Origin of the sequence: Pseudomonas sp. PA-1-6B (assembly GCF_021609545.1) — a bacterium.
In the GTDB taxonomy this organism is placed as follows: domain Bacteria; phylum Pseudomonadota; class Gammaproteobacteria; order Pseudomonadales; family Pseudomonadaceae; genus Aquipseudomonas; species Aquipseudomonas fluorescens_BV.
Genome location: NZ_WJZM01000004.1, coordinates 155,858 through 173,880, shown reverse-complemented (window position 1 = coordinate 173,880; position 18,023 = coordinate 155,858). Strand labels below are relative to the sequence as shown.

Annotated in this window: 17 protein-coding genes; 7 read left to right on the top strand and 10 right to left on the bottom strand. The window is 60.7% G+C overall.

Annotation, left to right across the window (positions count from 1 at the left end):
- Positions 1-55 precede the first annotated feature (55 nt).
- The 4 genes from GIV35_RS04280 to mreB form a co-directional block, all read right to left on the bottom strand.
- Positions 56-652 (bottom strand): Maf family protein, encoded by a 597-nt coding sequence (locus GIV35_RS04280; protein WP_054897022.1) that lies wholly within the window; start codon positions 650-652, stop codon positions 56-58.
- A gap of 51 nt (positions 653-703) precedes the next feature.
- Entirely contained in the window at positions 704-1,192 is a 489-nt protein-coding gene (mreD, locus tag GIV35_RS04275; RefSeq protein ID WP_003188558.1) for a rod shape-determining protein MreD, read from the bottom strand.
- Complete coding sequence (gene mreC, locus GIV35_RS04270) at positions 1,192-2,259, bottom strand: rod shape-determining protein MreC (protein WP_105225779.1); 1,068 nt, start codon at positions 2,257-2,259, stop codon at positions 1,192-1,194. Before mreC ends, mreD begins: the two co-directional genes overlap by 1 nt.
- Positions 2,260-2,398: 139 nt before the next feature.
- Positions 2,399-3,436 carry a rod shape-determining protein MreB gene (mreB, locus tag GIV35_RS04265; protein ID WP_002555108.1) on the bottom strand — a complete coding sequence of 346 codons (1,038 nt, stop codon included), beginning with the start codon at positions 3,434-3,436 and terminating at the stop codon, positions 2,399-2,401.
- A 210-nt stretch (positions 3,437-3,646) separates the two neighbouring features.
- Between mreB and gatC the strand changes: the two genes are divergently transcribed.
- From gatC to GIV35_RS04235, 6 genes are all read left to right on the top strand, one after another.
- Positions 3,647-3,934, top strand: a complete 288-nt coding sequence (gene gatC, locus GIV35_RS04260) for an Asp-tRNA(Asn)/Glu-tRNA(Gln) amidotransferase subunit GatC (RefSeq protein WP_003188556.1) — start codon at positions 3,647-3,649, stop codon at positions 3,932-3,934.
- A gap of 16 nt (positions 3,935-3,950) precedes the next feature.
- Complete coding sequence (gene gatA, locus GIV35_RS04255; RefSeq protein ID WP_105225778.1) at positions 3,951-5,402, top strand: Asp-tRNA(Asn)/Glu-tRNA(Gln) amidotransferase subunit GatA; 1,452 nt, start codon at positions 3,951-3,953, stop codon at positions 5,400-5,402.
- Between the two features lie 10 nt (positions 5,403-5,412).
- Positions 5,413-6,858 carry an Asp-tRNA(Asn)/Glu-tRNA(Gln) amidotransferase subunit GatB gene (gene gatB / locus GIV35_RS04250; RefSeq protein ID WP_105225777.1) on the top strand — a complete coding sequence of 482 codons (1,446 nt, stop codon included), beginning with the start codon at positions 5,413-5,415 and terminating at the stop codon, positions 6,856-6,858.
- A 157-nt stretch (positions 6,859-7,015) separates the two neighbouring features.
- Positions 7,016-7,387, top strand: a complete 372-nt coding sequence (locus GIV35_RS04245) for a septal ring lytic transglycosylase RlpA family protein (protein WP_054897024.1) — start codon at positions 7,016-7,018, stop codon at positions 7,385-7,387.
- A gap of 26 nt (positions 7,388-7,413) precedes the next feature.
- A complete protein-coding gene (locus tag GIV35_RS04240) occupies positions 7,414-8,493 on the top strand; it encodes a calcium/sodium antiporter (protein ID WP_105225776.1) in 1,080 nt (359 codons plus the stop codon).
- The gene (locus tag GIV35_RS04235) at positions 8,490-8,873 is read left to right on the top strand and encodes a carboxymuconolactone decarboxylase family protein (protein WP_213154050.1); all 384 of its coding nucleotides are present in this window, start codon (positions 8,490-8,492) and stop codon (positions 8,871-8,873) included. The genes GIV35_RS04240 and GIV35_RS04235 overlap by 4 nt, the downstream gene beginning before the upstream one ends.
- Positions 8,874-8,997: 124 nt before the next feature.
- Here GIV35_RS04235 and GIV35_RS04230 read toward each other — a convergent pair whose 3' ends face one another.
- The 5 genes from GIV35_RS04230 to kdgD all read right to left on the bottom strand — a co-directional run bounded on the left by GIV35_RS04230 (position 8,998) and on the right by kdgD (position 15,650).
- Positions 8,998-9,939, bottom strand: coding sequence for an AEC family transporter (locus GIV35_RS04230; RefSeq protein ID WP_034126295.1), 942 nt, complete (start codon positions 9,937-9,939; stop codon positions 8,998-9,000).
- Between the two features lie 187 nt (positions 9,940-10,126).
- A complete protein-coding gene (gene garD, locus GIV35_RS04225; protein ID WP_236265819.1) occupies positions 10,127-11,680 on the bottom strand; it encodes a galactarate dehydratase in 1,554 nt (517 codons plus the stop codon).
- A 10-nt stretch (positions 11,681-11,690) separates the two neighbouring features.
- Positions 11,691-13,055 (bottom strand): MFS transporter, encoded by a 1,365-nt coding sequence (locus GIV35_RS04220; protein ID WP_014716915.1) that lies wholly within the window; start codon positions 13,053-13,055, stop codon positions 11,691-11,693.
- A 183-nt stretch (positions 13,056-13,238) separates the two neighbouring features.
- A complete protein-coding gene (locus GIV35_RS04215; RefSeq protein WP_047712588.1) occupies positions 13,239-14,684 on the bottom strand; it encodes an aldehyde dehydrogenase family protein in 1,446 nt (481 codons plus the stop codon).
- A 54-nt stretch (positions 14,685-14,738) separates the two neighbouring features.
- Positions 14,739-15,650, bottom strand: coding sequence for a 5-dehydro-4-deoxyglucarate dehydratase (gene kdgD, locus GIV35_RS04210; protein ID WP_003188537.1), 912 nt, complete (start codon positions 15,648-15,650; stop codon positions 14,739-14,741).
- Between the two features lie 233 nt (positions 15,651-15,883).
- Between kdgD and GIV35_RS04205 the strand changes: the two genes are divergently transcribed.
- Positions 15,884-17,041, top strand: a complete 1,158-nt coding sequence (locus GIV35_RS04205) for a phospholipase (protein WP_105225772.1) — start codon at positions 15,884-15,886, stop codon at positions 17,039-17,041.
- A gap of 138 nt (positions 17,042-17,179) precedes the next feature.
- Here GIV35_RS04205 and GIV35_RS04200 read toward each other — a convergent pair whose 3' ends face one another.
- Complete coding sequence (locus GIV35_RS04200) at positions 17,180-17,929, bottom strand: FadR/GntR family transcriptional regulator (RefSeq protein ID WP_034126291.1); 750 nt, start codon at positions 17,927-17,929, stop codon at positions 17,180-17,182.
- Between the last annotated feature and the right edge of the window lie 94 nt (positions 17,930-18,023).

Below are 18,023 nucleotides of genomic sequence, written 5' to 3'. Positions count from 1 at the left end.
AGGCGTTTTCACAATAGTGACCGGTCGCTTAAGGCTTGGCGCTGGAATACGGCGTTCAGCACACGGTAAGGTTTTGCCAACAGGGTATGCCGAATTGGGCGAGCAGTTGCGCGGTTTCGCAGACTGGCAGGCCAACCACGGCGGAATAGCTGCCATTAAGCCCGGCCACAAACACCGAACCCAGCCCTTGGATAGCATAGCCGCCGGCCTTGTCCTGCGGTTCGCCACTGTGCCAGTAGGTGGTAGCCTCCCGCACAGAAACCTCGCGGAAACGTACACGGCTGCTGACACATCGGGTTTCACATTGCTGGCCGTCGGTCAGGGCGATGGCGGTGAGTACTTCATGCTCGCGGCCGGAAAGAGCCATCAGCATGGCCAGTGCATCAGCCTGGTCCACCGGCTTGCCCAGGATCCGCCCGTCGACAATCACCGCCGTGTCGGCTCCCAATACGCAGGTGCCCGAGGTATGACCAAGCGCGACAAAACCTGCCGTCGCCTTGCCGCGCGCAAGGCGCTCGACATAGGCAACGGCAGGTTCGTCGTTCAGGGGAGTTTCATCAATAGCGGCGCTGACCAGGGTGAAGGGCACACCGATCTGGGCCAGCAGTTCACGTCGCCGCGGGGAGCCAGAGGCCAGATAAAGCGAATTCATTGCAGACTCTCCCTGTGGGGTTCGATAACCAGGCAGAGCCTCGCAATCCATTCAATTGATTTTATAGCGACGACGCAGCCCACGCAGGCCAAAACTGATCCAGGGCCATAACAAGGCGCTGACCAGCGCCGGCAAGACCAGCGCCAGGGTCGGCTGGCGGTTGCCGGTCAACGCGCTGAGCCACAGTTGCACTAACTGCGCCAGGCCGAAGATCACCAGGATCACCAAACACTGCTGCCACATCGGGAACATGCGCAAGCGCTGTTGCAACGACAGCACCAGGAAGGTAATCAGGGTCAGGATCAACGCGTTCTGGCCCAGCAAGGTGCCATACAGCACATCTTCGGCCAAGCCCAGGCACATGGCCGTGACCATGCCCACCTTGTGCGGCAGGTTCAATGACCAGAACGCCAGCAACAAGGCCAGCCAGAGCGGGCGCAGGATTTCCATGAACTGCGGCAGCGGCGAAACACTGAGCAGCAAGCCGATGGCGAAGGTCAGCCAGACGATCCAGCCATTGCGTGAATGAGTACCCGCCATTAGTCCCCCCTCTGCGGTGTGGTGGCCGGAGCGGCGGTTGGTTTAGCCGGGCGCTGCGCTGCAGGTTTGGCCGGTGTCGCCACAGGTGCTGCCGTTGCCGGTGCAGGTGACGTGGCTGGCGCAGGTGCAGGCGGACCAACAAAAGCAGGTTTTGGCACCGTGGCCGGCACGATAGGCGCGGTGCCATTCTGCTGGTCCTCCGCTTCCTGGGCTTGGGCAGCGTCGTTAGCGCGCTCTTCCGGGGTGCGGTTGTCGCTGAACACCAGCAGCAGGTACCGGCTGCGGTTCAGCGCGGCAGTCGGTACCGCCCGAACGATAGCGAACGGCTGGCCGGAATCGTGGATCACCTCTTTGACCGTCGCCACCGGATAACCCGCCGGGAAGCGCTGGCCCAGGCCAGAGCTGACCAACAGGTCGCCTTCCTTGATGTCAGCGGTGTCCGCCACATGGCGCAGCTCCAGGCGTTCCGGGTTACCGGTGCCGCTGGCAATTGCGCGCAAGCCGTTACGGTTGACCTGTACCGGAATACTGTGGGTCGTATCCGTCAGCAACAGCACCCGCGAGGTGTAGGGCATCAACTCCACCACCTGGCCCATCAGGCCACGGGCATCGAGCACCGGCTGGCCAAGCACCACACCGTCGCGCTCACCCTTGTTGATGATGATGCGGTGGGTAAAGGGGTTGGGGTCCATGCCGATCAGCTCGGCCACTTCGACCTTTTCGTTGACCAGCGCGGAAGAATTGAGCAACTCGCGCAGCCGAACGTTCTGCTCGGTGAGGGCCGCCAGCTTTTGCATGCGCCCCTGCAACAGCAGGTTTTCAGTCTTGAGTTTTTCGTTCTCGGCGACCAGTTCGGTGCGGCTGCCAAATTGGCTGGACACGCCCTGGAAGAGACGTTGCGGCAGGTCGGTGATCCAGTAGGTCTGCATCAACACCAGCGACATCTGGCTGCGCACCGGCTTGAGCAGTGCAAAGCGGGCATCGACCACCATCAGCGCGACCGAAAGCACGGTCAGCACCAATAAGCGCACACCCAATGAGGGGCCTTTGGCGAAAAGCGGTTTAATAAGCCGCTCCTCCCAGGCAAATGTTCTCTTTATTCATACGGCATCAAACCGGCCTGGATGCAGATTGAAGAAGATAAACGCCAACAGGCAGCACTGCAAAGTGCTGCCTGCCGACGAAGCATGAACCATCCAGGCAATCTTATTCGCTGGAGAGCAGGTCCATGGTGTGTTTATCCATCATTTCCAGCGCACGACCACCGCCACGGGCAACGCAGGTCAGCGGGTCTTCGGCGACGATCACTGGCAGACCGGTTTCCTGGGCCAACAACTTGTCGAGATCGCGCAGCAAGGCGCCACCACCGGTCAGTACCAGGCCACGCTCGGCAATATCGGAAGCCAGCTCCGGCGGCGATTGCTCCAGGGCACTTTTCACCGCCTGAACGATGGTGGCCAGGGACTCTTGCAGAGCCTCCAGCACTTCATTGGAGTTCAGGGTGAAGGCACGTGGAACGCCTTCGGCCAGGTTGCGACCGCGCACATCGACTTCGCGCACTTCACCGCCTGGGTAAGCGGTGCCGATTTCCTGCTTGATGCGCTCGGCGGTGGATTCGCCGATCAGGCTGCCGTAGTTACGACGCACATAAGTGATGATCGCTTCGTCGAAGCGGTCGCCGCCCACGCGCACGGATTCGGCATACACCACACCGTTCAGGGAAATCAGGGCGATTTCGGTAGTACCACCACCGATATCCACCACCATCGAACCGCGCGCTTCTTCCACCGGCAGGCCGGCACCGATCGCAGCCGCCATTGGCTCTTCGATCAGGAATACTTCACGGGCACCGGCGCCAAGGGCCGATTCACGGATGGCGCGACGCTCCACCTGGGTGGACTTGCACGGAACGCAGATCAGCACGCGAGGGCTGGGCTGCAGGAAACTGTTTTCGTGAACTTTGTTGATGAAGTACTGCAGCATCTTTTCGCAGACGCTGAAATCGGCGATCACGCCATCCTTCATCGGACGAATGGCAGCAATATTGCCTGGTGTACGGCCGAGCATGCGCTTGGCCTCGGTGCCAACGGCAACGACACTTTTCTGATTACCATGGGTCCGAATGGCCACAACCGATGGCTCATTCAGAACGATACCGCGCTCGCGCACGTAAATAAGGGTGTTGGCAGTGCCCAGGTCAATGGAGAGATCGCTGGAAAACATGCCACGCAGTTTCTTGAACATGGGGAAAGGACCCTAGGCAACGCGTGGGTAAAAAAGTGCGGCAAACTCTAACAACGACAGGGATTTTGGGCAAGGCGCCAATGTGCTAAATTGGCCGACTTTCTGTGCACCAACCCCCACAATCGCGGCCTTATGACCGTAGAAATGCGGTAGTGTTCCGACAATCTAACACACGGACGCCCTCCGTTCTGTTTTCCACTGGAGAATCCCATGGCGCTTGAACGCTCCGACGTGGAAAAAATCGCACATTTGGCCTCGCTTGGCCTTAATGATGCCGATCTTCCACAGACCACCGCAGCCCTGAACAGCATTCTCGGGCTGGTCGACCAAATGCAGGCCGTGAATACCGACGGCATCGAGCCCCTGGCTCACCCACTGGAAGCCAGCCAGCGCCTGCGCGCAGACGTCGTGACCGAACGCAATAATCGCGAGGCCTACCAGTCCATCGCGCCAGCGGTCGAAAACGGCCTGTACCTGGTTCCGAAAGTCATCGACTAAAGGGAAAGAGCCTTTCATGCATCACATGACTCTGGCCGAGATCGCCCGCGGTCTCGCCGACAAATCGTTTTCTTCCGAAGAGCTGACCCAGGCCTTGCTGGCGCGTATCGCCGCGCTCGATCCGAAGGTCAACAGCTTCATCAGCCTCACCGAGGAGCTGGCCCTGAGCCAGGCCAAGGCCGCCGACGCCCGTCGCGCCAACGGTGAGAACGGTGCGCTGCTCGGCGCACCGATCGCCCACAAGGACCTGTTCTGCACCCAGGGCATTCGCACCAGCTGCGGCTCGAAGATGCTCGACAACTTCAAGGCACCCTACGACGCCACTGTGGTCGCCAAGCTGGCCGCCGCCGGCGCCGTGACCCTTGGCAAGACCAACATGGACGAATTCGCCATGGGTTCGGCCAACGAGTCCAGCTACTACGGCGCGGTGAAAAACCCGTGGAACCTGGAACACGTCCCGGGTGGTTCGTCCGGTGGTTCGGCTGCGGCCGTGGCCGCACGCTTCCTGCCGGCCGCTACCGCCACCGATACCGGCGGTTCGATCCGCCAACCAGCCGCCTTCACCAACCTCACCGGCCTGAAGCCGACCTACGGTCGCGTTTCCCGTTGGGGCATGATCGCCTACGCCTCAAGTCTTGATCAGGGCGGCCCTCTGGCACGCACGGCTGAAGACTGCGCAATATTGTTACAAGGCATGGCAGGTTTCGATAAACAGGACTCCACCAGCATCGACGAGCCAGTGCCGGACTACAGCGCCAGCCTGAACACCTCGATCAAGGGCCTGCGCATCGGCGTGCCGAAGGAATACTTCAGCGCCGGCCTCGACCCGCGTATCGCCGAACGGGTGCAAAACAGCATCAAAGAGCTGGAAAAGCTTGGCGCCGTGATCAAGGAAATCAGCCTGCCGAACAACCAGCACGCGATTCCCGCCTACTACGTGATCGCGCCAGCGGAGGCCTCTTCCAACCTGTCGCGTTTCGACGGCGTGCGCTTCGGCTACCGCTGCGAGAACCCGAAAGACCTCACCGACCTGTACAAACGCTCCCGCGGTGAAGGCTTCGGCAGTGAAGTGCAGCGTCGGATCATGGTCGGGGCCTACGCCCTGTCGGCCGGCTACTACGACGCGTACTACCTCAAGGCGCAAAAAATCCGTCGCCTGATCAAGAACGACTTCATGGCCGCCTTTGAAGAAGTCGATGTGATCCTCGGCCCGACCGCGCCAAACCTGGCGTGGAAGATCGGCGCCAAGACCGGCGACCCGATCGCCGAATACCTGGAAGACCTCTACACCATCACCGCCAACCTCGCGGGCTTGCCGGGCTTGTCCATGCCCGCAGGTTTCGTCGATGGCCTGCCGGTGGGCGTGCAATTGCTCGCCCCATATTTCCAGGAAGGCCGCCTGCTCAATGTGGCGCACCAGTACCAGTTGAACACCGACTGGCACACCCGCACCCCTACCGGCTTCTGAGGAGAACACTATGCAATGGGAAGTTGTTATCGGGCTGGAGATTCATACCCAGCTCGCCACCCAATCGAAGATTTTCTCCGGTAGCGCCACCACGTTCGGCGCAGAACCCAATACCCAGGCCAGCCTGGTAGACCTGGGCATGCCCGGCGTTCTACCGGTGCTGAACCAGGAAGCGGTGCGCATGGCGGTGATGTTCGGCCTGGCGATTGACGCCGAAATCGGCCAGCACAACGTGTTTGCGCGCAAGAACTACTTCTACCCGGACCTGCCCAAGGGCTACCAGATCAGCCAGATGGAACTGCCGATTGTCGGCAAGGGCCACCTGGACATTCCCCTGGAAGACGGCACCATCAAGCGCGTCGGCGTCACCCGTGCACACCTGGAGGAAGACGCCGGCAAAAGCCTGCACGAAGAATTCCCGGGCGCTACCGGTATCGACCTGAACCGTGCCGGCACGCCGCTGCTGGAGATCGTGTCCGAGCCGGACATGCGCAGCGCCAAGGAAGCCGTGGCCTACGTCAAGACCATCCACGCGCTGGTGCGCTACCTGGGCATCTGCGACGGCAACATGGCCGAAGGCTCGCTGCGTTGCGACTGCAACGTGTCGATCCGCCCCAAGGGCCAGGTCGAGTTCGGCACCCGCTGCGAGATCAAGAACGTCAACTCGTTCCGCTTCATCGAGAAAGCGATCAACAGCGAAGTACGTCGCCAGATCGAGCTGATCGAAGACGGCGGCAAGGTGATCCAGCAAACGCGCCTGTACGACCCGAACAAAGACGAAACCCGCGCCATGCGCAGTAAAGAGGAAGCCAACGACTACCGTTACTTCCCCGACCCGGACCTGTTGCCGGTGGTGCTGGAGGATTCCTTCCTCAATGATATCCGCGCCACCCTGCCGGAACTGCCGCAGCAAAAACGCGAGCGCTTCCAGGAGCAGTTCGGCCTGTCGGTCTACGATGCCAGCGTCCTGGCCTCCAGCCGTGAACAAGCCAACTACTTCGAAAAAGTCGTGAGCATTGCCGGCGACGCCAAGCTGGCGGCCAACTGGGTGATGGTCGAACTGGGCAGCCTGTTGAACAAACAGGGCCTGGAAATCGACGAAGCGCCGGTCACCGCCGAACAACTGGGTGGCATGCTGCTGCGCATCAAAGACAACACCATCTCCGGCAAAATTGCCAAGACCGTGTTCGAAGCGATGGCCGCCGGTGAAGGCAATGCCGACGAGATCATCGAGAAGCGTGGCCTCAAGCAAGTCACCGACAGCGGCGCGATCTCGGCTGTCCTCGATGAAATGCTCGCGGCCAATGCCGAGCAGGTCGAGCAATACCGTGCGGCAGACGAAGCCAAGCGCGGCAAGATGTTCGGCTTCTTTGTCGGCCAGGCCATGAAAGCCTCCAAGGGCAAAGCCAACCCGCAACAGGTGAACGAACTGCTCAAAAGCAAGCTCGAAGGCTGATTGCGGTGAAATGGTCGGAGTGGAGTTTCACCTACACCCCGACCTTTTGTGGGAGCTGGCTTGCCTGCGATTCAGACACCTCGGTGTTTCAGTTACACCGAGCCGATGCTATCGCAGGCAAGCCAGCTCCCACATTTACATCTGGGACTTCCTGACAATGAAGCGTCTACTCGGCCTCCTGGCCCTGTCCTCCCTGCTGGCCGGTTGCGCCAGCGGCCTCATCGACCCCAACGGCTACGACGAAACCGGCACCGCGTCCTATTACGGCGCCAAGCACCATGGCAAGAAAACCGCCAGCGGTGAACCTTTCAACCAGAACGCCTTGACCGCCGCCCATCGGCGCCTGCCCTTCGGCACGCAGGTCAAGGTGACCAACCTCGACAACAACCGTTCTGTCGTGGTGCGTATCAATGATCGCGGCCCGCATACCCGTGGCCGCCTGATCGACCTTTCACGCAAGGCTGCCGAGCAGTTGCGCATGCTGCGCAGCGGTACCGCACGGGTACGCGTGCAAGCCCTGAACAACTGATCGAGGCAGCCTTGAGCATTTTCGGATTGAACGCCCTCTCACCCTGGAGCCTGCTCGAACTGGTGGGTGGCCTGATCTTGCTGATCATCGGCGCTGAAATCCTGGTACGCGCCGCGGTACGCCTGGCGGCGAGCCTCAAGGTGCGGCCATTGATCATCGGCTTGAGCATCGTCGCCTTCGGCAGCAGTGCGCCGCAGATGACCGTCAGCCTTCAGGCCACGCTGGCCGGCAACACGGATATCGCCGTGGGCAGTGTCATCGGCAGCAGCATCTTCAATATCCTCGTGACCCTGGGCTTGTCCGCACTGATCATTCCGTTGCGGGTCTCGCGGCAACTGGTGCGCGTGGATATCCCGGTGATGATCGTCGCCGGCCTGCTGGTATTTATCCTGGCGGCTAACGAAATGCTGACGCCCCTCGATGGCGCCGTGCTGCTGGTGGCGCTGGTGGCCTACCTTGGCGTATTGCATTACCAGACGCGTCATTCCCGCCGCCCGCGCACTCTGGACACCGTGGCGAAGGCGCCATGGCTGAGCAGTGTGCTGCTGATGCTCGGCGGTTTGCTGGTGCTGGTGCTGGCCGGGCATTTGTTGCTCGGCGCAGCGGTGGATGTAGCGGGCGATCTCGGATTGTCGGAGCGCGTCATCGGCCTCACGTTGATCGGCGTCGGCACCTCGCTGCCGTGCCTTGCCACGTCGCTGATCGCCGCGTTGCGTGGCGAACGGGAGATCGCCGTGGGCAACGTGATCGGCAGCAACCTGTTCAACCTGCTCGGCGTGCTGGGTTTTACCGCACTGGTGGCGCCGACGCCGCTGTCGGTCTCGCCCAACGCCCTGGACTTCGATTTACCGGTGATGCTCGGCGCCATCATCCTGTGCCTGCCGGTGTTCTATACCGGCTATCGGGTAACACGCATCGAAGGGCTGGTGCTGCTGGGGCTGTACCTGGCGTACGGTCTGCATGTCATGGCCTTCACCACTGGCATGCCGCTGGCCAACAAGCTTGAACAATTGATGCTGTATTACGTCCTGCCAGCGTTAGGGGCTCTGCTGTTGTTCACCTCACTGCGCGCCTGGCACCGCCAACACAAGAGGGAATCGCAATGACCGATCAGAAAAAAGCCGGGGTTGAAGTACGTCGCCAGGTCATGGGCGATGCGTTCGTCGACCGCGCCCTGGGGAATGCCACGGCGTTCACCCAGCCGCTGCAGGACTTCGTCAATGAGCACGCGTGGGGCAGCGTCTGGAACCGCGAAGGGTTACCGCTCAAGACCCGCAGCCTGATCACCCTCGCCGCCCTCACCGCCCTCAAGTGCCCGCAGGAACTCAAGGGCCATGTGCGCGGTGCGCTGAATAATGGCTGTACGGTGGAGGAGATTCGCGAAGCGCTGCTGCATTGCGCGGTGTATGCAGGGGTGCCGGCGGCGATTGATGCGTTTCGGGCGGCGCAGGAAGTGATTGAGGCGTATCAGGCCGATCAGCAGTGACTGTCCTGTAGCTATCGCAGGCAAGCCGGCCCCCACACTTGAGGGTATTCACACGTCCACATGTGGGAGCTGGCTTGTCGGGTCGCCGCATCGCTGCGATGGGGCCTCAAGCTGCCCGCCTATTTCAGATCCAACCACCCGCCTGCAACACAAAAATCCCGATATTCGTGGTCACCGCCGCCATCAGCGTGGTGATCACGATAATCGCGGCCGCCAGCTCATGATTACCCTGCGCCGCCCGGGCCATCACAAAGCTTGCGGCGGCGGTCGGCGCGCCGAAATACAGGAACAGAATCCCCAGCTCCGGCCCTCGGAACCCCAGCAACCACGCGCCCAGGGTGGCGATCACCGGTAGCCAGATCATCTTCATCAGGCTCGCGCTCAACGCCATGTTGCCGCTCTTGCGTAGCGCGGCCATGGACAAGGTGCCACCGATGCAAATCAACGCCAGCGGCAGCGTAGTATCGGACAGGTATTGCAAGGATTTCTCAAGCCAACCGGGCACGCCGATCTGGAAGTACGCGAACGGTGTAGCGACGATCACGCTGATAATCAGCGGGTTGGCCAATACGCTTTTGAAGATGCTCCACGGGTCGGACTTGATCACCGGGCTATAGACCGCCAGCACAATGGTCGACAGCGTGTTGTAAAAGAGGATCACCAGCGCGGCGAGGATCGCGCCCAGGGATATGCCGTAATCGCCGTACATACTGGCCGCCAGTGCCAGGCCGATGACCCCGTTATTGCCACGAAACGCGCCTTGGGCGTAGATGCCTCGGTCTTCGCGCTTGCAGCGAAAGATCGCCCAACCCCAGGCCACGGCAAAGCTCACCAGGGTGGCGACGCAGAAGTAGATGAGCAGGCCCGGCTTGAGCGCCGAGTGCAGGTCGGCATGCAGAATACCAAGGAACAGCAGCGCCGGCATGGCCACGTTGAACACCAGGGACGATGCGGTGTGGATAAAGTTGTCATTGATCCAGTTGATGCGCTTTAGAAACACGCCCAGGAACAGCATGGCAAACACCGGCGCGGTGATGGTGAGGGTGGTGAGGAAGATTGCCAGCATGCCGGGGAGAACCTTGGTGGGCGTCGTTAGTTGGCTAATGATAAGCCAGTACGAGCGGGTTCGTGTGGGCAACGCCATTCAAATGTGGGAGCTGGCTTGCCTGCGATGGCGATGTGTCAGCCGATGCACTCATAATTGATGCACCGCTATCGCAGGCAAGCCAGCTCCCACAGGTTAGCGCCTGGTTTCAGGTAATCGGCGCCGGGTTGAACAGCGTGATGTCGTTATGCAGCTTATGCCGCTCTGCCCAGGTCTGCTTCTTGCCGCTGGCCACATCCAGATAGAAGTGGAACAGCTCCCAACCCAGCTCCTCGATACTCGCCCGCCCCGTGGCAATGCGCCCGGCGTCGATATCGATCAGGTCCGGCCAACGCTGGGCCAGTTCGGAGCGGGTCGAAACCTTCACCACCGGCGCCATCGCCAGCCCATACGGCGTGCCGCGCCCGGTGGTGAACACGTGCAGGTTCATCCCCGCTGCCAGTTGCAAGGTGCCGCAGACAAAATCACTGGCCGGTGTGGCGCAGAAGATCAGGCCCTTTTCCTTGAAGCGCTCGCCAGGGCCAAGTACGCCGTTGATGGCACTGCTGCCGGATTTGACGATGGAGCCCAACGACTTCTCGACAATATTCGACAGCCCGCCCTTCTTGTTACCCGGCGTGGTATTGGCGCTGCGGTCTGCCTCGCCCTTGGCCAGGTAACGGTCATACCAGTCCATTTCCCGGACCAGCTCGCGGGCGACGTCCGGGTTCTGCGCGCGTGAGGTCAGCAGGTAAATCGCATCGCGCACTTCAGTCACTTCGGAAAACATCACCGTCGCGCCGGCGCGCAGTAACAGATCCGAGGCATACCCCAGCGCCGGGTTGGCGGTGATGCCGGAGAACGCATCGCTGCCGCCGCACTGCATGCCCAGGATCAACTCGGAGGCCGGCACGGTTTCGCGGCGGCGCTGGTTGAGTTTTTTCAAGCGCACGTCGGCCAGGGCCATGATCTGCTCGATCATTTCGGTAAAGCCATGGCTGGAATCCTGCAAGCGATACAGCCACGGCTCGCTCAGGTCCACGGAGCTGTCGTTGTCGTGCATCACCTGGCCGGCCTGGAGCTTTTCACAGCCCAGGCTGATCACCAAGGCTTCGCCGCCCAGGTTGGGGTTGCGCGCCAGGTTGCGCACGGTGCGGATGGGGATGTAGGCATCCGTCGCCGTAATCGCCACGCCGCAACCGTAGCTGTGGGTCAGCGCCACCACGTCATCGACATGCGGGTATTGAGGCAGCAACTCGTCCTTGATGCGCTTGACCGCATGGTCCAGCACGCCGGTAACGCATTGCACGGTGGTGGTAATGCCGAGGATGTTGCGCGTGCCCACGGTGCCGTCCGCATTGCGATAGCCCTCGAAGGTAAACCCCTCCAGGGGCGCCTGGGTTTCAGGCACCTCGGTGGACAGCGGCAAGCTGTCCAGCGGCGGTGCGGTGGGCATGCGCAACTGGTCCTCCTGCACCCAACTGCCGCGAGGAATCGGCGCCAGGGCATAACCGATGGTCTGGCCGTAGCGAATAATCTGGCCGCCCTCGGGGATGTCTTCCAGGGTCACCTTGTGGCTCTGCGGGATGAAATCCACGGTGACCAGGCCGTCGGGAAACTCGGTACCGGCGGGTACCCCTTGATCGTTCACCACGATCACCACATTGTCGCGCTCGTGCAAACGGATCGAGCGCGGCGAGTCAGCATGTTCAATCAACTGCATCACACGAACCTCAGGAATGCGCTTGGGAAAGATTGGTCAACTCCGGGCCTTTGGTAGGCGGCTCCTTGAGCACCACGCGCTTGATCGGGCCGACAATCACCAGGTAGCTGAATACCGCCACCAGCGCGTTGGCGCCGACGAACACCAGCGCCCATTTGAACGAGCCGGTGGTGCTGATGATGTAGCCAATCACAATCGGCGTGGTGATCGACGCCAGGTTACCGAAGGTGTTGAACAAGCCGCCACTGAGCCCGGCGATCTGTTTCGGCGAGGTGTCGGAGACCACCGCCCACCCTAGTGCGCCAACGCCTTTGCCGAAGAAGGCCAACGCCATGAAGCCCACCACCATCCATTCGATGTCCACGTAATTGCACGCCACGATGCTGCTGGAAATCAGCAGGCCACCGATGATCGGCGCCTTGCGTGCGAAGGTCAGCGAATGACCCTTGCGCAGCAGGTAGTCGGAAATCACCCCGCCGAGCACCCCGCCGATAAAGCCACAGATCGCCGGTAACGAGGCAATGAAGCCGGCTTTGAGGATGGTCATGCCACGCTCCTGCACCAGGTACACCGGAAACCAGGTCAGGAAGAAGTAAGTGATGCCATTGATGCAGTACTGGCCCAGGTAGACGCCGAGCATCATACGGTTGGTCAGGAGCTGACGGATGTAATCCCACTTCGGCCCGTCGGTTTTTTTACCCTTGCCCTTGTCCTGATCCATATCGACCATCGCGCCATTGGCGGCGATGTGATTGAACTCGGCCTCGTTGATCATCGGATGTTGGCGCGGGCTGTGGATAACTTTCAGCCAGATCAGCGAGAAAACAATGCCGATCACACCCATCACGATAAACACGTGCTGCCAGCCGAAGCGATAGACGATCCAGCCCATCAACGGCGCGAACAACACCGTGGCGAAGTACTGGGCCGAGTTGAAGATCGCCGACGCAGTGCCGCGTTCCGCCGTAGGAAACCACGCCGCAACAATACGGGCATTTCCCGGAAACGACGGCGCCTCGGCCAAGCCCACCATGAAGCGCAGCATGAACAGCGCGACCACCGCAGTGGAGACGCCAAACTCACCGACATAGCCTTGCAGCACGGTGAACAGCGACCAGGTGAAGATGCTCAGGGCATAGACTTTTTTCGAGCCGAAACGGTCGAGCAGCCAGCCACCGGGAATTTGCCCGGCCACGTAGGCCCAACCGAATGCAGAGAAGATATAACCGAGGGTGACCGCGTCGATGCCGAGGTCTTTTTGCAGGCTGGAGCCGGCGATAGCGATGGTGGCCCGGTCGGCGTAGTTGATCGTGGTCACCAGGAACAGCATGAGCAGGATCAAATAGCGGACGTGGGTCGGCTTGGTCGCTTGCATGTAGAAGTACTCCCACTAATTATTTTTTTTGCGGGTAATCATTTTTTTTGCCGTGGAAACCGCTCTATGTGGGAGCCGGGCTTGCCCGCGATGCAGGCACCTCGGTGTGTCAGCCAGACCGAGGTGATGCTATCGCAGGCAAGCCAGCTCCCACCTGGAGCCGGTGCCACGGGGTGCTGCGTGTTACGAACCGATGTAGCTGGTTTTCACCACGGTGTAGAACTCTTGCGCATAGCGACCCTGCTCACGCGAACCGTAGGATGACCCCTTACGGCCACCAAATGGAACGTGGTAATCCACCCCCGCCGTCGGCAGGTTGACCATCACCATCCCGGCCTGGGAGTGGCGCTTGAAGTGGTTGGCATATTTGAGCGAGGTGGTGGCAATACCGGCCGACAAGCCAAACTCGGTGTCATTGGCCATGGCCAGCGCTGCCTCGTAGTCCGCCACGCGCACCACGTTGGCCACCGGGCCGAAGATCTCTTCACGGCTGATGCGCATGGCCGCTTCACTGTCGGCAAACAGTGTGGGCGCCAGGTAATAGCCTTCGGTGTCGCAGGTCACCAGGCCGCCCCCACTCACCAGCCGGGCACCTTCGCTCTGGCCGATGTCGATGTATTTCAGGTCCTGATCCAACTGAGCCTGGGATACCACCGGGCCAATGTCGGTGCCGCTATTCAAAGCGTGGCCCACCTTGATCGACTTCATGCGCTCGGCCATGGCGGCGACAAACTGGTCGTGGATCCCCGCGGTGACAATCAAGCGGCTCGACGCGGTGCAACGCTGGCCGGTGGAGTAGAACGCACTCTGTACCGACAGCTCGACAGCCTGCTTGAGGTCGGCATCGTCGAGAATGATCTGCGGGTTTTTGCCACCCATTTCCAACTGCACCTTGGCCTGGCGCGATACACAGCTGACGGCGATCTGACGCCCAACGCCCACAGACCCGGTGAAACTGATGCCATCGACTTTCGGGCTGTTGACCAACACGTCGCCGACCACACGGCCACTGCCCATCACCAGGTTGAACACACCGGCAGGGAAACCGGCACGGGAGATGATTTCGGCCAAGGCCCAGGCGCAGCCAGGCACCAGTTCGGCAGGCTTGATCACCACGCAGTTGCCATAGGCCAGGGCCGGGGCGATTTTCCACGCGGGGATGGCGATCGGGAAATTCCACGGGGTGATCAAGCCCACCACACCGAGGGCTTCGCGGGTCACTTCAACGTTGACGCCCGGGCGCACCGAAGGCACGTAATCGCCCGACAGGCGCAGGCACTCACCGGCGAAGAATTTGAAGATATTGCCGGCGCGGGTCACTTCACCAATGGCTTCGGGGAGGGTCTTGCCCTCTTCGCGGGCCAGCAGGGTGCCGAGTTCTTCACGACGGGCGAGGATCTCGCTGCCGACTTTATCCAGCGCATCGTGACGCGCCTGGATACCGGAGGTGGACCACGCCGGGAACGCGGCGCGGGCAGCGTCGATGGCTGCGTTGACTTGGGCCACGTCCGCTTTGGCGTATTCGCCAATGGCGTCAGACACATCCGACGGGTTGATATTGGTGCAGTAGTCGGCGCCGGTTACCCATTCGCCATTGATGTAGTTCTCAAAACGCTTTGCCTGGGACACGAATCTTCTCCTGACGCAAAAGGCCGCTGATTGCTCAGCGGCCTTGTGGATAATTTATTGCGCGCCTTGCTTGTCGATCAGCGCGGCGAGGGCTTCGTACTCTTCCGGCAGCAGGTCGGTCAGTGGCGTGCGCACCGGGCCTGCGTCATAACCGACGATTTTCGCACCGGCCTTGACGATGCTCACCGCGTAACCGGCCTTGCGGTTACGGATATCCAGGTATGGCAGGAAGAAGTCGTCAATGATCTTGCCCACGGTGGCGTGATCTTCGCGAGCAATGGCGTGGTAGAAATCCATCGCAGTCTTGGGGATGAAGTTGAACACCGCCGAGGAGTACACCGGCACGCCCAGGGCCTTGTAGGCCGCGGCGTAAACCTCTGCGGTCGGCAAGCCACCGAGGTAGCTGAAACGGTCGCCCAGGCGACGGCGGATCGACACCATCAGCTCGATATCACCCAGGCCATCCTTGTAGCCGATCAGGTTCGGGCAACGTTCGGCCAGACGCTCCAACAGCGGTGCGGTCAGGCGGCAGACGTTGCGGTTGTACACCACCACGCCGATCTTGACCGACTTGCACACGGCTTCAACGTGGGCGGCAACCCCGTCCTGGCTGGCTTCGGTGAGGTAGTGCGGCAGCAGCAACAAACCTTTGGCGCCAAGGCGTTCGGCCTCTTGGGCGTACTCGATGGCCTGGCGGGTGGCACCGCCTACACCGGCCAGGATCGGCACGCTGGACGCACAGGTATCCACGGCGGTTTTCACCACCTGGGAATATTCGCTGGCCGCCAGGGAGAAAAACTCACCTGTGCCACCTGCGGCGAACAAGGCGCTGGCGCCATAAGGGGCCAGCCATTCCAGGCGCTTGATGTAACCCGCCTGGTGGAAATCACCCTGGGCGTTGAAATCGGTCACCGGGAAAGACAGCAGACCGTGGGAGAGGATGGACTTCAGTTCTTGTGGATTCATTATTCGAACACCCTGGGCGAAGACTTTCTAACGAAAGGTTGTTGTTGGTTTTGATGATGTCGTACGTCATCGTACAACTATAAATAGATTCGTCAACTGCAATTCATCCGGCGTAATCCTGCGAAGGCTTAAGACGCGGCTCTTGACGTAGGAAATTTCTCACCTATGATTCAGATAACTGTATACATATACAGTTATCACGGAAGATTCCTACGACATAGCAAGGAGCTAACATGTCAGGTCTTGAACTTGCAGCACCCGAAAAAACACCACCTACCCTGCGCTTCGAAGGCGGTGAACACACCGCCATCGGCGATGACACCCTGCTTCGCTTCGTCAAGGACGCCCCGGCCATTCCTGCGCGCCAAGTCGAACTGCACCTGCCCAACGGGCTTGCGCTGACCTATGGCCAAGTGATCGCCCTGGGCGGCGACTTCTATGGCATCCCCGGCCAACCGATCAGCGATGGCAATTCTCCGGCCGAGCGCGTGCAACGCTTCACCGCGGCCTTCAATTCTCTTGCCGTGTTGCCTGCTTCACGGGAAGAAGCGCAAAAAATCCTGGCGGTGATGCAAAAGGAGATCAACGCCGTCAACCAGGCGATCAAGGACGGCAAGCAGCCTCATGAAGCCTATGACGCCCTGGGAGATACGTTGTCGGAGGAGTGGAACCGCATTACCGGTGGTGGCAGTGCTGTTTCGGCCCTCGTCCCGCTGGGCCGCTACCTGAAGCTGGCAGCGGACAACGCCGACCACTTCGGTGAATGGGCCTTGTCCGCCTACTTGGCCGGCCATACGGCAGCCTTGCAACAGGCAGTAGTGGCCCATCAGACCGGCACCGACCAGGCCCTGGAGTTGGCCTACGCCATGAACAGCTTTGCCGATCATTTTTTGACCGACCTGTTTTCCGCCGGCCACCTGCGGGTACCGCGCAAACAACTGGCAGCGGTGGTGACGCCTGGGGAGCTCGGCTCGCTGATCAGCCGCTTTATGCACGATGAAGACAGTAAATTCGGGCTCAAGGTGCGCAATGCCATGGGCGCTCAGTGGCATGCCTACGGCGACAAGCGCTACTTCGACAGCATCGACGCCGACAATCGCGTGCAGGTCAAACGGGCGGTACAGGCCTCGGCAGATGAAATCTTCGAAACCTTCATCAGCGGTATCGCGCCCTCCCCGGCTGAGTTCAAGGCACCGCTGTATGTGCCCGACCTGAACGCCGCGCAAAACCCGGCGAATAACTTCTCGCCGCTGTTCAAGATGGAGGGGGACAAGGTGCTGCGGCGCAAGGACGTCAACGATTTGAACGACAAGCACTGGACCAATGATTGGTGGGGGTGGAGTACGTATTTACTGCTTAAAGACTACAAGCCAAACCAACCCGCCAGCTAAATAGACGCGGTACTCCAGATAACGGAGATCAAATGTGGGAGCTGGCTTGCCTGCGAATGCAGTTGTTCAGTGACAAGCTAAGTGACTGACACACTGCCATCGCAGGCAAGCCAGCTCCCACACGGGATATGAATGACCTCAGACCCGCTGCGCCTCTGCCTCTTCATGGGCATGACGCAGTCGTTCGCGACTATTGGTCAAATGCAAGCGCATCGCAGCCCGCGCCGCATCCGAATCCTGGCGGGCTATCGCCTCATAAATCTCTTCGTGTTCGCGGCTCAAACGGCTCATGTAGTGCTGTTGATCATCATGGGCCAGGCGCGCCGAATTCAGGCGGGTACGCGGAATGATGCTGGTGCCCAGGTGGGTCATGATGTCGGTGAAGTAGCGGTTGCCGGTAGACAGTGCAATTTCCAGATGGAAGGCAAAGTCTGACGCCACCGCATCGCCGGCGTGGGCGGCACTCTCATTCAAGGCATCGAGGGCCGCACGCATGGCCGCCAGCTGCTCATCGCTGCGACGCAGCGCCGCGAGGCCCGCAGACTCCACTTCCAGGCTGATACGCAGCTCCAGAATCGCCAGCACATCGCGCAAGGTCACCACGGTGGCCGGGTCTATGCGAAAACCGCTGGGGCTTGGCGTGTCCAGCACGAAGGTGCCGATACCGTGGCGAGTCTCGACCTGCCCCGCCGCTTGCAGGCGCGAGATGGCTTCACGCACCACCGTCCGGCTGACGCCATGGGCGTCCATGATCGCCGACTCGGTCGGCAGCTTGTCGCCGCGTTTGAGCTGGCCATCGCGGATCTGCTCGGACAACACCGTGACCAATTCCTGGGCAAGGCTGCGGCGCTTGCGGGGAAGACGTGGGGCGGCACTGGCGTTTTCCATGATGAACCATCTTTCTCGACGAACTAAAGACCGCATCATAGCCCATGGTGGTTGTACGATCACCGTTCCGGCGCGACTTTCATCCATATCCTTC

What these genes read in the sequence shown, in the direction of transcription:
- GIV35_RS04280 (WP_054897022.1), bottom strand. Translation starts at nt 652, where the DNA reads ATGAATTCGCTTTATCTGGCCTCTGGCTCCCCGCGGCGACGTGAACTG.
- mreD (WP_003188558.1), bottom strand. Translation starts at nt 1,192, where the DNA reads ATGGCGGGTACTCATTCACGCAATGGCTGGATCGTCTGGCTGACCTTC.
- mreB (WP_002555108.1), bottom strand. Translation starts at nt 3,436, where the DNA reads ATGTTCAAGAAACTGCGTGGCATGTTTTCCAGCGATCTCTCCATTGAC.
- gatC (WP_003188556.1), top strand. Translation starts at nt 3,647, where the DNA reads ATGGCGCTTGAACGCTCCGACGTGGAAAAAATCGCACATTTGGCCTCG.
- gatA (WP_105225778.1), top strand. Translation starts at nt 3,951, where the DNA reads ATGCATCACATGACTCTGGCCGAGATCGCCCGCGGTCTCGCCGACAAA.
- gatB (WP_105225777.1), top strand. Translation starts at nt 5,413, where the DNA reads ATGCAATGGGAAGTTGTTATCGGGCTGGAGATTCATACCCAGCTCGCC.
- GIV35_RS04245 (WP_054897024.1), top strand. Translation starts at nt 7,016, where the DNA reads ATGAAGCGTCTACTCGGCCTCCTGGCCCTGTCCTCCCTGCTGGCCGGT.
- GIV35_RS04235 (WP_213154050.1), top strand. Translation starts at nt 8,490, where the DNA reads ATGACCGATCAGAAAAAAGCCGGGGTTGAAGTACGTCGCCAGGTCATG.
- GIV35_RS04230 (WP_034126295.1), bottom strand. Translation starts at nt 9,939, where the DNA reads ATGCTGGCAATCTTCCTCACCACCCTCACCATCACCGCGCCGGTGTTT.
- garD (WP_236265819.1), bottom strand. Translation starts at nt 11,680, where the DNA reads ATGCAGTTGATTGAACATGCTGACTCGCCGCGCTCGATCCGTTTGCAC.
- GIV35_RS04220 (WP_014716915.1), bottom strand. Translation starts at nt 13,055, where the DNA reads ATGCAAGCGACCAAGCCGACCCACGTCCGCTATTTGATCCTGCTCATG.
- kdgD (WP_003188537.1), bottom strand. Translation starts at nt 15,650, where the DNA reads ATGAATCCACAAGAACTGAAGTCCATCCTCTCCCACGGTCTGCTGTCT.
- GIV35_RS04205 (WP_105225772.1), top strand. Translation starts at nt 15,884, where the DNA reads ATGTCAGGTCTTGAACTTGCAGCACCCGAAAAAACACCACCTACCCTG.
- GIV35_RS04200 (WP_034126291.1), bottom strand. Translation starts at nt 17,929, where the DNA reads ATGGAAAACGCCAGTGCCGCCCCACGTCTTCCCCGCAAGCGCCGCAGC.